The sequence below is a fragment of the Pseudodesulfovibrio karagichevae genome (genome assembly GCF_041414475.1).
Lineage (GTDB): Bacteria > Desulfobacterota > Desulfovibrionia > Desulfovibrionales > Desulfovibrionaceae > Pseudodesulfovibrio > Pseudodesulfovibrio karagichevae.
This window is the reverse complement of record NZ_JBGLYH010000036.1, coordinates 1-12,921: the sequence shown is the minus strand read 5'-3', so window position 1 is coordinate 12,921 and position 12,921 is coordinate 1. Positions and strand designations below refer to the sequence as shown.

The following is a 12,921-nucleotide window of genomic DNA, read 5'->3' as shown; positions in this document are numbered from 1 at the left end:
AAGGATAAAAGCCCGCCGGAAAAAATGTGCAGATGGCCCGCTATTGGAAGCCGCCTACCGCGCAAGCTCCCTAATCATGCGTGTCCCACATGCCGTTGTATACCCATCCAAAGTATTTGCGGGCGATGTGGGAGGCCACTTCGGCGGCGTCTTCGAGACCGAACTTGGGGACGTCAGCGTCGGCGCCGCGGTCCGTGACCATGGCGATGAGCTTCCTGGCGTGCTGGTTGTGCCGGTCGCACAGGGGGTGGACGTGGGCGTCCTTGCGGTAGACCTCGATCTTGGGCTGGTCGGAATTGAAGTAGCCCTCGGCCAGGACCAGATCCTTGTCCGCGAACAGGGTCTCGGCCAGTTCCTCCAGGGAGCGTTCGCGGTCCACCGATTTGATCATGGCCACGCGGTCGGGCGAGGAGACCACCACGGTCTCGGCCCCGGCGCGCTTGAGCCGCCAGGAGTCCTTGCCCTCCTTGTCCATTTCAAAGGAGTGGGAGTCGTGCTTGACCGCGCCCACGGACAGGCCGAGTTTCTTCAGTTCGGGCAGCAGCTTTTCCATGAAGGTGGTCTTGCCGGCTTTTTTCTTGCCGACGATGCAGAGTATATGCTGTGACATTTCAATCCTTTCTGGTTGCGATACAGGGACGCGGCCGGGAGTCCGCAACAGCCTCCCGGCACGACGCATCTACAGATTTTTATCATATATTAAGGGAGCAAAGGGTGCAATTATTTACGGTGCCGGGGGGCAATCCTTTACAACATGCTGACCGGGTGCCAGTATGCACGTATACGGCCCCCGAAACACCCCAAGGAAGCCCATGCACACACCCATTTCCCGCAAGGACGCGGTCCAGAAACTGCTCCGGCGAGCCCGCCCGGCCAAGGAGCGGTCCGTGGCCCCCATGGACGGCGTCGGCCTGATCGCCGGGCTGGACGTGGCCGCCCTGTGCAACGTGCCCGAGCACGCCTGCTCGGTGCGCGACGGGTACGCCGTGCAAAGCCGGGACGTGGCCGAAGCCAAACCCATGGCCCCGGTGCGCCTGGACGTGAACGGATGCCTGCGGGCGGAGTCCACAGACCCGGATTCCATCGAACCGGGCACGGCCGTGCGCGTACTGACCGGCGGCCCGGTGCCCCCGGGCGCGGATGCGGTCCTGGCCGAGGAAGACGTGCAAGAGGCGGACGGCCGCATCCTGGTCGGCGGGCCCGTGCGCGCGGGCTGGTTCGTGCGCGCGGCGGGTGGCGAAATTTCTGCGGGCACGGTGATCACCCCGGCGGGCGGCGAGATCACGCCCCAGGCGGCGGCGGTCATGACCCGCACCCGCGTGGACTCCATCCTGGTCCACCCCCGGCCCCGCGTCCGGCTCCTGGCGCTGGGCAGCGAACTGGCCAAGCCGGGCGGCGACCCGACCGAAAAGGACAGGCCCGGCACCGCGCGCTTTCCGGCGGACAACCTGGTCCTGCTCCGGGGGCTCTTCGAAGCGGCCGGGGCCATCGTGGAACGGACCGGGGTCATCCCGGACGACCGCGACCGGCTGATCTCGGTCCTGTCCGGCCCGGACCTGCCCGAAATCATCGCCACCACGGGCGGCACGGGCAACAGCGAACGGGACTTCGCCTTCCAGGCCGCCCAGGAGGCCGGGTTCGAAACGCTCTTCAAACACATCGACATCCGCCCCGGCCGGAACATGTTCGCGGCCGCGCGCGGCGACACCCTGCTCTTCGGCCTGCCCGGACCGCCCGCCGCGGGCCACGCCTGCTTCCACGCGGTCATCCTCCCGGTGGTCCGCACGCTGCGCGGCCTGCCCGAGCCCGAACCGCGCACCGCCAGGTTCACCCAAGGCATCAACGCCCGCCCCGGCTCCGAATGGCTGGTCCAGTGCCGCCTGGAAATCAAAGGCTCCACCCTGACCGCCACCCCCCTGGCCGGCAAGACCGTGCCCCCCATGCACGGCCTGGCCCAGGCCCACGGCCTCGCCGTCCTGCAAAGCGGCCAAACCCTCGCCCCCGGCGACGAAACCGAGATACTGACGACGCTGTTTTAGAGCGCCTGCGGCGCTCGGGGGAAGGGGAAGGAAAAACCCTTTGGAAAGGGTTTTTCCTTCCCCTTCCCCCGGACCCCCATCCCCATCCTTTCCGAAACTTTTTGTCGCCGCTTCGCGGGGTGCGGACGCGTTGTTTCAGACCGTAACCCGGCACATTGAGTCCTTCGTCAACCGACTCAGACACATTCGAGCGCAAAGCGCTCAACACAGCCGTCTCCTCTTTCAAGCATTGGAGCGAATCGGGTGCGCAGCACCCGACAGCGGCTCTCCGCGCCCGTACTAGGCTTTTGAGAGTGGGTCAGATGTGCATTTTTCGAGGGTTCTCCTGACCGCAGCGTACCCCAGTACGTGAGGATCAGGCGGGCCCTCGGAAAATGTGCAGATGGCCCGCTATCGGATGCCGCCCAAAAAAATAACGCAAAAACTTTGTCACGGACCTTTCGAGATGCCGTCACGAAGATGTAACATCGCGGGTCTATCACTACGTCACACGTCGACGAGGAAAGGTTTTTTGATCATAAATTTTTTAAGGAAGGTACTACTCATGAAAAAATTGCTCATCGCTTTCGTGACCCTGGCTGTCCTGAGCGTTTCCGCTCTCTCCTTTGCCGCCGAAATCCGCGTCAAGGGCTCCACCACCGTGGACCCGGCCATGAAGAAGCTGGTGGCCGCCTACCAGACCGCCAACCCGGGTGTGAATTTCTCCATCTCCGCCACCGGTTCCGGCGACGGCGCCAAGGCCATCATCAACAAGACCGCCGACATCGGCATGATGTCCCGTCCCATGAAGGACGCCGAGGTCAAGAAATGCCAGGCCAACGGCATCGAGCCCGTGCGCACCATCATCGCCCTGGACTGCATCGTGCCCATCGTGCACCCGTCCAACCCGGTCAGCGCCGTGACCACCGCCCAGCTCAAAGACATCTACCAGGACAAGATCCGCAACTGGAAGGAAATGGGCGGCAACGACGGCATGATCGCCCTGTTCTCCCGCGAGACCAACTCCGGTACCTACGAAGTGTGGGAAGAGAAGGTCATGGACAAGGAAGACGAGAATGACATGGTCTCCCGCATGCCCTCCAACGCCGCCATGGCCGCCAAGATCGCCGGCAACAAGAACGGCATCGGCTACGTGGGCCTCGGCTTCCTGAATCCCAAGATCAAGGGCCTGTCCGTCAACGGCATCGTGCCCTCCGTCAAGACCGGCGCCGACGGCTCCTACCCGCTGGCCCGCAAGCTGAACCTGTACACCGGCGGACAGCCCACCGGCGAGGTCGCCAAGTTCATCACCTTCGTGATGTCCCCGGCCGGCCAGAAGATCATCGCCGAAGTCGGTTTCGTGCCCGTCAACTAGACCGAACGGCAACCAAAGACGAACGCGTCGTCCCGTCGGGGTGGGTAACCGCCTCGACGGGATCACGCATCAAAGGCGGCAAAACATGCTCGTTTCCCGGTCCTCAAAGGAAAAGCTCATCCGAGCGCTCTTTCTGCTCTGCGCCAGCGCGTCGATCATCGCCCTCGGGCTGATCATGTACTTCCTGATCTCCGAGGCCCTGCCCACGTTCACCGGCTTCGACGCCATGGGCGAAAAGATAAGCGGACTCAATTTCTTCGACTTCATTTTTGGCACCCAGTGGAAGCCCATCTCCTCGCATCCGCGCTGGGGCATCCTGCCGTTGATCATGGGTTCCTTCTGGGTCACCCTGCTCTCCTCGCTCATCGCCATCCCGCTGGGCGTCATGACCGCGGTGTACCTGGCCGAGATCGCCCCCCACAAGGTCCGCGAGATCGTCAAGCCCATGGTCGAGCTGCTGGCCTCCCTGCCTTCGGTCGTCATCGGTTTCTTCGGCATGGTCGTGGTCGCCCCGATCCTGCTCGAGGTCTTCAACATCCGGTTCGGCGTGAACATGCTCAACGCCTCGATCATGCTCGCCTTCATGGCCGTGCCGACCATCACCTCCATCGCCGAGGACGCCATCCACTCGGTGCCGGCCGAAGTCCGCGAGGGGTCCCTGGCCCTGGGCGCGACCCGGTTCGAGACCATCTGGCGCGTGGTCCTGCCCGCGTCCCTGTCCGGGCTGTCCACGGCGGTCATCCTGGGCATGTCCCGGTCCATCGGCGAGACCATGGTCGTGCTCATGGTCGCGGGCGGCGCGGCGCGCATCCCGACCTCCATCTTCGACCCGGTCCGGCCCATGCCCGCCTCCATCGCCGCCGAGATGGGCGAGACCAGCTTCGGCCTGGAACGGCACTACTTCGCCCTGTTCGCCATCGCCATGGTCCTCTTCATCATCACCTTTCTCTTCAACCTCCTGGCCGACCACATCGCCCACAAGTACAAGCAGGTCGGCTCGGCCAGCCTCTAGGAAAAGGACATGTCTGAAATGGTAAGCACCGAAATGACCATGAACGGATCGAACATTCCGGATACTCCGGGCATGCGCTTCAAGCGCAAGGCGACCCAGGAGATCTGGTTCACCCTGTTCCGCATCGCCGTGGCCATCAACGCCCTGGCCCTGTTCATCATCGTCGGCTACATGGTCTACTACGGCCTCCCGGCCATCAGCTGGGACTTCCTGACCTCCCAGCCCACCGAGGGCGGCCTGGCGGGCGGCATCTTCCCGTGCATCGTGGGCACCTTCTATCTTTCCCTGGGCTCCATGGCCCTGGCCCTGCCTCTGGGCGTGGCCTCGGCCATCTACCTGCACGAGTACGCCACCCCCGGCCCGTTCATGCGCGTGGTCAGGCTGTGCATCAACAACCTGGCGGGCGTCCCGTCCGTGGTCTTCGGCCTGTTCGGCATGGCCTTTTTCGTGGCCGGGCGCGACCTGGGCGGCATGGGCATGGGCGTGTCCATCGCCTCGGGCTGCATGACCCTGGCCGTGCTCATCCTGCCGGTCATCATCGGCACCTCGGAAGAGGCGCTCCGGAGCGTGCCGGACACCTACCGCGAGGCCTCCCTCGGCCTGGGGGCCACCAAGTGGCAGACCATCTTCAAGGTGGTCATGCCCTCGGCCATGCCCGGCGTGCTGACCGGCTCCATCCTGTCCATCTCCCGCGCGGCGGGCGAGACCGCCGCGATCATGTTCACGGCCGCGGCCAGCTACAACCCGACCCTGCCGAAGTCCATCTTCGACGAGGTCATGGCCCTGCCGTACCAGATCTACTCCCTGTCCGTCTCCTCCACCAACCCCGAGGCCACCCTGCCGCTCCAGTACGGCACCTCGCTCGTGCTGGTGGCCCTGGTGCTGGGCATGAACCTGATCGCCATCATGCTCCGCTCCCACCTGCGCAAGAAGCTGACCTAGCGAGCACAAAGACTCACAAGAAAGCCCCCGCACCGAATCTCGATGCGGGGGCTTTTTCATGAAGCGCTTTCCCCTGCGAAGCCCAAATACCGCGCCGCAGGCGCCAAAGAGGGATGCAAGGGTGCGAACCCTTGCCCGCCGGAGGCGAAGTCCTCCGACAACCGCCGCGCAGCGGCTTTCAAAACCTGATTTTCATAAAAGACGAAATGAACGCCTACAAACCCGCATACAGCCGGGCGTAGTCGCCGACCATGCGCTCCACGGAAAATTTGCGGCGGCCGGACAGGAAGGCCTCCTGGCCCATCTGGCGGACCAGGGAGCGGCTGGACAGGACGGACAGGGCGGTGTCCACGAACCGGTCGCGGTCGCCGGAGGGCACGAGCATGCCGGTCATGCGGTCCACGATCTGTTCGGGTATGCCGCCCACGCCGTAGGCGATCACGGGCAGTCCGGCGGCCATGGCTTCCAGGACCAGCAGGGAGTGGTTGTCCGCGCGGGTGGGATAGAGCAGGGCGTCGGACGCGGCCATGAGCAGGGCGAGCTTGTCGCGGTCCACGTAGGGCCACAGGATGAAGTCGTCGCGCCGCTCCTCGCGGTCTCCGCCCACGGCGAAGCAGACCAGGTCGGGCAGGCCCCGCTTCAAGCGCTCCCAGAGTTCCAGCCAGGTGTCGCCGGACTTGTAGGCCGCGTTCATGCCGCCGTGGGCCGCGAACAGGGCCACGTGCGCCGCCGGGTGGATGCCCAGCATCTTGCGGGCCTCGGCCTTGGCGCGCAGGTCGGCGGGCCAGGGGATGCCGTTGGGGATGACCCGGACCGGCCGGAGCAGATGGGTCTTGGCCAGCCGGGCCAGCCAGCGCGACGGGGCGGCCAGGACAGGATCGAGCCGCTGAATCTCGGCCAGCTTGCGCTTGCGCAGCCCGTCGGCGTCCGGGAAGTTGCGCGGACAGGGGGCGGCGCACCCGTCCTCGGCGATGGGGCAGTCCAGGGGATAGGGGCAGCCGCCGGTGAACAGCTCGCAGTCGTGCAGGGTGATGACCACTTTCGCGTCCGTGGGGATGGAGCCGAGCAGGGCGGGCCAGTTGCCCGTGCAGTGCACGTGGGCGATGGCCCCCCGAGTCAGGCGCGCACCGAATTCCTCGGGCGGGATGGCCGCCGCGTCCGCCTTCTCGGCCAGCTCGAAGGACAGGCTGGAATCCACCTCGTACCGGGCCAGCCCCTCGAGCAGCAGCCGGGCGACCCGAGTCGCCCCGCCGCTCGCCTCCAGGCCGGTATGGTGGTGAACCGGAGGCAGGGTCATGGCCTAGAAATCCACCTTGCCCATGTCCAGAACCATGTCCACCAGGTCCGGGTCGTGGGGGTCGGGCGCGATCTCGAAGCCGAACTTCCGGGACAGTCCCTGCATGGCCTTGTTCTCGAGCATGGTCTGGCCGGTGAGCAGCCTGGTGCCGCGCTCCTTGGTGTACTGGATGCCCTTGTGGAAGAGCATGGAGCCCAGCCCCTCGCCCTTCATGTCCGAACGGACCACGATGGCGAACTCGGCCTCGGAGTTGTCCGGCTTGGTGTTGGTGCGCATGACGCCGAGCGTCTCGGGCTCGCCGCGCTCGGTCAGGGCCGTGGCGATGAAGGCCATCTCGCGGTCGTAGTCGATCTGGGTGAAGCGGGCGATGTCCTTGTGGTCGAAGTCGCGCTGGACCACGCCGAAGAAGCGCAGGCGCAGGTCCTCGTCGCTCAGGCTGGCCAGGAAGTCGCGGTGGGTGTCCTCGTCCTCGGGCCGGATAGGCCGCAGGGTGACCTGCCGTCCGCTCTTGAGGGTGACGCATTCCTCCAGCTCGCGGGGATAGGGCCGGATGGCCAGCCGGGACTCGCCCTCGCCCTCGAACGGCGCGATCTCGATCTTGGCGTCCAGGGCGAGCACGCCCTCGGAATCGGCGTAGAGCGGGTTGATGTCGATGGCCGTGATCTGGGGCACGTCCACGATGAGCTGGGATATCTGGATGATGGTCAGGCAGATGTCGTCGATGTCCGCCGGGAGGTGGGACGGGGTGCCCTTGAGCAGGGTGCTGATGCGCGTGCGCGAGACCAGCTCCCGAGCCAGGGACATGGACAGGGGCGGCAGGGTCAGGGCCTGGTCCTGGATCATCTCGCGGGCCATGCCGCCGTGGCCGAACTGGAGCACCGGGCCGAAGATCTCGTCCAGGTGGGCCGACACGGACAGCTCGTGCGCGCCGGGCCTGCGCCCCATCCTCTGGACCGTGAAGCCCTCGATGTAGGCGTCGGGCCGCTCGCGGGTGCAGCGGGCCAGAATGGAGGCCGCGCCTTCCCAGACGCGCTCGGGCGTCTCCAGGTCCAGGAGCACGCCGCCCACGTCGTAGGGCTGGGGAATCTGCGGGCTGCGCAGCTTCAGGGCCACGGGATAGCCGAGTTCGTCGGCCGCGATGACCGCCTCCTTGGCGGACACGGCGATGCGCGTCTCGACCACCGGGATGCCGTAGGCGGCCAGGATGTCCTTGGCCTCGGGCTCGGTCAGGGACTCGCGCCCGCTCTCCAGGGCCCGGCGGACGATCTTGCGCGCCCCGGCGGTGTCCGGGAAAAAGTCCGTGGGCAGGGAGTCCGGGGTCTCGATGAGCATCTCCTGGTTGTGCAGGTACTCGGCCATGTACAGGAAGGCCTGGACCGCCTGGGAAGGGGTCTCGTAGGTCGGGATGCCCGCGTTGCGGAAGACCTCGCGGGCCTGCCCGGCCTGGCCCGAGCCGAGCCAGGCGGTCAGGACCATGCGCCGGACCCGTTTCAGGGAATCGCGGATGGCCTCGGCCACCTCCACGTCGGGCTGGGCTGTCCAGGGCACGTGCATGGCCAGGATGCCGTTGGAATTCTTGTCCTTGATGAGCAGCTTGAGGACCTCGGAATAGGCCTTGCCGTCTGCGTTGAACGGGATGTCCACGGGGTTGGCCCTGGACCAGTTGCTCGCGCCGAGCACCGCGTCGATGCCCTTGACGGTCTCGTCGGACAGGGGGGCCATCTCGCCGCCGCCCACCAGCAGCCGGTCGGCCGCCAAAATGCCCGCGCTGGTCCCGTTGGTCAGGATGGCCAGCTTGCGGCCGAAGACCTGGCGCGGCGCGGACAGGGTCTGGGCCGCGTCGAACAGCCCGTCGATGTCCTCGACCCGGAGCATGCCCGCACGGCGGAAGGCCACGTCGTAAATCTCGTCGGAGCAGCAGCGCTGCCCGGTCTCGCGCATCTTGAGCTCCGCGAACACGGCGTCCAGGGCCTGGCCCGGCCGGATGACCAGCACCGGCTTGTTGCGCGAGGCGGCCCGGGCCGCGGACATGAACTCGCGGGCGTCGCGGATGGACTCCACGTAGAGCATGATGGACCGGGTCAGCGGGTCCGAGCCGAGGTAGTCGAGGATGTCCGCGAAGGTCACGTCGATGCGGCTGCCCAGGGCGACCATGTGCGAGAAGCCCACGCCCTTGTCGATGGCCCAGTCCAGGACCGTGACGAACAGGGAGTCGGACTGGGAGATGAAGGCCACCTTGCCCGGCTCCACCCTGGCGTGGGCCAGGGAGGCGTTCAGGTTCATGGACGGGACCATCAGCCCCAGGGATTTGGGGCCGAGAATGCGGATTTCTGGCGGCTGGGCGATGGACAGGATGGTCGACTTGATGTCCTGGCTCTCGTCGTAGGACATGGACGCGAACCCCGCGCCCATGAGCACGGCCGCGCGCGTTCCCCGCTCCCTCAGGGAGTGGATGACCTCCGGGACCTCGTCCAGGGGCGAGCAGACCACGGCCAGGTCCGGGGTCTTGGGCAGGTGCTTGACCGAGGGATGGGTGAGCACCCCCGCTATGGCCTCGGCCTGGGACGAAACCGGCATGACCGGCCCCAGGAACCCGCCGGCCATGATGTTGCGCATGACGATATTGCCCGCGTTGCGAGGGTCGTTGGTGGCGCCGATGACCGCCACGGACTTGGGCTTGAAGAGGTATTCGAGATTGGTGACGCTCATGTGGCTCCTTGGCGTGTCGCGACAGGACGGTTCAGCCGGAGGATAGCGTCTTTTGCCGCCATGAGGCAACCGCAGAATGGGCTTGCAAGGCATCAGGCCTGGTGGCTCGCCAAAACGCCCGTTCCCAAGTTTATATAAAGATGTATTCATAAATCTAAAGTTTTCTATCCGCCGTCCGATAAGCTGACCAGGGGAAGGTTCATGGCCGCTACAAAGGGGTGCGCATCATGACGGTTGAATCACTGCTGCAACAGACCGGAACGTTCGTGGGGACGCTGACCATCAAGCCGACGGCCACGGACAAGACCATGGCCGAGGCCGCCCGTGAGGCGCGCATTCCCGAGCAGGGCGACACCGTGAAGATATCCGAGGAGGCGCGGGCCCTGTCCGCCGGAGAAGAGTCCGGCGACGCGGGAAAGACCGGCGATTCCAAGGTGAGCATATCCGCCGAACAGTCTCAGAAAGAGAAGAAAGAAAGCGAGATCGACCAGATCATCCGTATGCTCAAGGAGCAGATCAAGCGCACCCAGAAGGAGATCAAGGAACTGGAGAAGTCGGATATGCCGGAAAAGCTCAAGCGGACCCTGATCCAGGACAAGCAGGTCATGCTCTTGGAGCTGAACAAGCAGTTGAGCGAGGCCCTGGAAAAGAAGATGAAGAACATCGGCAGCTCCGTGGGCGGCGGCACCCGGGCCGAAGGCGCCGGCAATTCCGCCGCGTCCTTCTGACCGCAGACGACGGTTTTCCGCCACGGGGGGGGGCCTCCCGCCCGCCGTGGCAGCCGCTGTTCGGGCCGGCTCGATATAGATTCGTCGACAGGCATAAAATTTTCTTTATTTCGTCCGAGATGCCCGTTGAGGGGATGCCCATGCCAGCAACAAAGGAGTGCGAACCATGGCTATCGAATCATTGATGCAGCAGGCCGGAACGTTCGTGGGGACGCTGACCGTTAAACCCGCGGCCACGGACAGGACCGGGAACGAAACCGCGCAGGCGGTACGCGTTCCCGAGCAGGGCGACACCGTGATCATCTCCGAGGAGGGCCGCGCCCTGGCCGCCATGGAGAAACCCGGCGAATCCAAGGAGTCCGACCAGGAAAAGGACATGGACCAGACCATCCAACTCCTCAAGGACCGCATCCAGAAGCTCGAAGAGGAGATCAAGGCCCTGAAGGACGGCGACCTCCCCGAGGACCACAAGCAGACGCAGCTTCAACAGAAGGAAACCATGCTCATGGACCTGCGCGACCAGCTGCTCAAGGCCGAACAGACCAAGCTCAAGGTCACCGGCATGGCCGATGGCGGCGGCACCCGCGCCAACGGCTTCGGCAAGACCGCCGAGACCTTCTGATCCCGGCCGGGAGCGGCGCGGCGACCGCACCGCCTCCGGCACGCCGACCCGGACCTCCCCGGCCCCTGTCCGGGCCCCGCCATTCCCCGCCGATTCCGGGCGGAGAATATACCCCTTGACGCCCTTTTTCCCGGTCGTATATTGTAAATATACGCCAGGAGGCCCCACTGCGGGCGTATGCGGACCAGGGAAGGCCCGCCCGGCGGGGAGAAAATCCCATGTCCATGGGAGCTACCGACTTCATCGTGGCTGGTCCTCCGGGCCAGATCACCGCAGGCCCGGCAGGCTCGTTCCAGGCGAACCCGCCCGGTCAGATATCCATTGGCCAGCCCGGCCACGTCCCCATTGACGCCACCCCCGCGCACGTGCCCATCGACACGTCCATGGCCCGGATACCCTACTCGGCGGCCACCAGCGGCGGGCTCGCCTCGGCCTTTGCCGGCGCGGCTTCAGGAGGCGGGGGGCTGACCGCGGGCATGTCCTCCGCGCACATCGGCGGCGGAGGCGGAGGCGGCGGCGTGGGCAGCGCCACGGGCGGCGGCAGCACCGGCCGGACCGGCAGCGACAACGCCATCGGCCAGGGCACCTCGGGCGGGTTCTCGGTCTCGGGCGGGGCCAACGTGCCCATCTCCACTGAAGCGGGCAAGCCGAACATCTCCCCGGCCACGGGCGGCGGCTCCGTGCAATCCGGCGGCGGCAGCGGCCCGAGCCAGGGCACGTCCGGCGGGTTCGCGGTCTCGGGCGGGGCCAACGTGCCCATCTCCACCGAAGGCGGCCGCACCAACGCAGCCCCGGCCACGGGCGGCAACCCAAGCGGACCGGTGGGCGGCAACCCGATCGAGAACCCCGCCTCGCCCCCGACCAGAGCCACGGGCAGCGTGACCATCACTCCGGGCCTCGGCGTCCAGCCCATCTCCCCGGCGGGCAGCGTCCAGCTCACGCCCCAGATCGGCTTCTCCATGCCCACCCTGACCGGGTTCGTGCCCATCACCCCGGGCGGGACCATCATGGCCCACCGCATGACCAACCCCCACGGCACGTACTTCGGGCACACCCAGCACTGGCCCAACGACGTCTTCCACCATGAGCGCCGGTCCGCGTCCTATGAGCCGCCCCACGTGCCCATGGCTCCGTGGGTGCCGACCTCGGACGGGTACGCCGAGACCTTCTCCACGCCCAAGACCGAATTCGACCAGAACATGGGCCGGGGCGCGCCCATCGACATGAGCTCCCAATACTCCATGAACATCGACCAGACCCAGGACATCGAGCAGAACCGCCAGGTGATCCAGAACAAGACCGTGGACCAGGTCCTGGACCAGTCCATGATCCAGTCCATTGAGCGCAACGACCGGTCCCTGGCCCAGAACGAGTTCGACAATTCCACCCACCGCAACCTGGACCTGTCCACCAACCAGACCACCGAGAACACGGAAAAGGTCACCCAGAACTTCAACAACGACAACCAGTTCTCCAATGTGACCAACGTCACCAACGAACAGGACAACTCGCGCAGCTTCACCAACCAGGAAAACCACGAAACCACCCTGACCACCGAGAACACCGACGTGCGCAACGTGGACGCCAGCCAAAGCACCACCGAAAACCACGTCGTGGAACGGAACGAACAGGACAATTCCCGGACCGAGGTGGTCACCGAACTCAACTCCTCCCTGGCCTACAACGACACCCACGTGAACGAGATCGACAACTCGCGCCGCGAGGAAACCACCACGGCCTACAACTTCACCGACCAGGACAACTCCCACACCACCTACGTCAACGACAACGACACGACCTTCGACGAAACCCGCTCCGTAACCCTGGCCTTCCCCGAATCCCGAATCGTGGAGGCCGATAACTCCACCACGCTCAACCAGATCAACAACTTCGAAAACGTCGACCGCAGCACCTCGGAAATCAACAACATCGACGCCAGCCAGACCCACTTCACCACCACCGAACAACCCACCTACGTGTTCGACAACTCCTCCCGCTCCTTCCTCAACTTCGCCGCCCCCGAACGCACCGGCGGCGACATCGTGGTCGGCAACGCGTAGGAGGGATGCGCCTGACGACGAGGTAAGGGATGCCTCCGGCGGCCCCTTCGGGGAGACCAGGGCGCTGCCCTATCGCTGCTGTCGACGGCTCTAAGACCGAGCAAGCTCGGCCTAAGACCCGACGCGGCCCCGCTTAAGGCCGAGGGCCTTAAGAATCC

10 protein-coding genes are annotated in these 12,921 nt (G+C 65.6%); 7 read left to right on the top strand and 3 right to left on the bottom strand.

Features of this window, described 5'->3' with window-relative positions; translation table 11 throughout:
- Window positions 1-70 precede the first annotated feature (70 nt).
- Window positions 71-610 (bottom strand): molybdopterin-guanine dinucleotide biosynthesis protein B, encoded by a 540-nt coding sequence (gene mobB, locus AB6M95_RS12510; protein ID WP_371387092.1) that lies wholly within the window; start codon window positions 608-610, stop codon window positions 71-73.
- Between the two features lie 202 nt (window positions 611-812).
- Between mobB and AB6M95_RS12505 the strand changes: the two genes are divergently transcribed.
- The 4 genes from AB6M95_RS12505 to pstA all read left to right on the top strand — a co-directional run bounded on the left by AB6M95_RS12505 (window position 813) and on the right by pstA (window position 5,347).
- Window positions 813-2,039 (top strand): molybdopterin molybdotransferase MoeA, encoded by a 1,227-nt coding sequence (locus tag AB6M95_RS12505; RefSeq protein ID WP_371387091.1) that lies wholly within the window; start codon window positions 813-815, stop codon window positions 2,037-2,039.
- Window positions 2,040-2,583: 544 nt separating this feature from the next.
- Window positions 2,584-3,393 carry a PstS family phosphate ABC transporter substrate-binding protein gene (locus AB6M95_RS12500; RefSeq protein WP_371387090.1) on the top strand — a complete coding sequence of 270 codons (810 nt, stop codon included), beginning with the start codon at window positions 2,584-2,586 and terminating at the stop codon, window positions 3,391-3,393.
- 85 nt (window positions 3,394-3,478) lie between these two features.
- Window positions 3,479-4,405: a phosphate ABC transporter permease subunit PstC gene (gene pstC / locus AB6M95_RS12495; RefSeq protein WP_371387089.1), complete on the top strand. Its 927-nt coding sequence runs from the start codon at window positions 3,479-3,481 to the stop codon at window positions 4,403-4,405.
- Between the two features lie 33 nt (window positions 4,406-4,438).
- Window positions 4,439-5,347 (top strand): phosphate ABC transporter permease PstA, encoded by a 909-nt coding sequence (gene pstA, locus AB6M95_RS12490; RefSeq protein WP_371387119.1) that lies wholly within the window; start codon window positions 4,439-4,441, stop codon window positions 5,345-5,347.
- 214 nt (window positions 5,348-5,561) lie between these two features.
- On the opposite strand, the gene AB6M95_RS12485 is transcribed toward pstA, so the two are convergent.
- Both AB6M95_RS12485 and AB6M95_RS12480 read right to left on the bottom strand, forming a co-directional pair.
- Window positions 5,562-6,644 carry a glycosyltransferase gene (locus AB6M95_RS12485; protein WP_371387088.1) on the bottom strand — a complete coding sequence of 361 codons (1,083 nt, stop codon included), beginning with the start codon at window positions 6,642-6,644 and terminating at the stop codon, window positions 5,562-5,564.
- Between the two features lie 3 nt (window positions 6,645-6,647).
- Window positions 6,648-9,353 carry a bifunctional acetate--CoA ligase family protein/GNAT family N-acetyltransferase gene (locus tag AB6M95_RS12480; protein ID WP_371387087.1) on the bottom strand — a complete coding sequence of 902 codons (2,706 nt, stop codon included), beginning with the start codon at window positions 9,351-9,353 and terminating at the stop codon, window positions 6,648-6,650.
- A gap of 227 nt (window positions 9,354-9,580) precedes the next feature.
- On the opposite strand from AB6M95_RS12480, the gene AB6M95_RS12475 reads away from it, so the two are divergent.
- The 3 genes from AB6M95_RS12475 (at window position 9,581) to AB6M95_RS12465 (ending at window position 12,763) form a co-directional block, all read left to right on the top strand.
- Window positions 9,581-10,081 carry a hypothetical protein gene (locus AB6M95_RS12475; protein ID WP_371387086.1) on the top strand — a complete coding sequence of 167 codons (501 nt, stop codon included), beginning with the start codon at window positions 9,581-9,583 and terminating at the stop codon, window positions 10,079-10,081.
- Window positions 10,082-10,247: 166 nt separating this feature from the next.
- The gene (locus AB6M95_RS12470; RefSeq protein ID WP_371387085.1) at window positions 10,248-10,703 is read left to right on the top strand and encodes a hypothetical protein; all 456 of its coding nucleotides are present in this window, start codon (window positions 10,248-10,250) and stop codon (window positions 10,701-10,703) included.
- A gap of 218 nt (window positions 10,704-10,921) precedes the next feature.
- Window positions 10,922-12,763 carry a hypothetical protein gene (locus AB6M95_RS12465; protein ID WP_371387084.1) on the top strand — a complete coding sequence of 614 codons (1,842 nt, stop codon included), beginning with the start codon at window positions 10,922-10,924 and terminating at the stop codon, window positions 12,761-12,763.
- Window positions 12,764-12,921 lie beyond the last annotated feature (158 nt).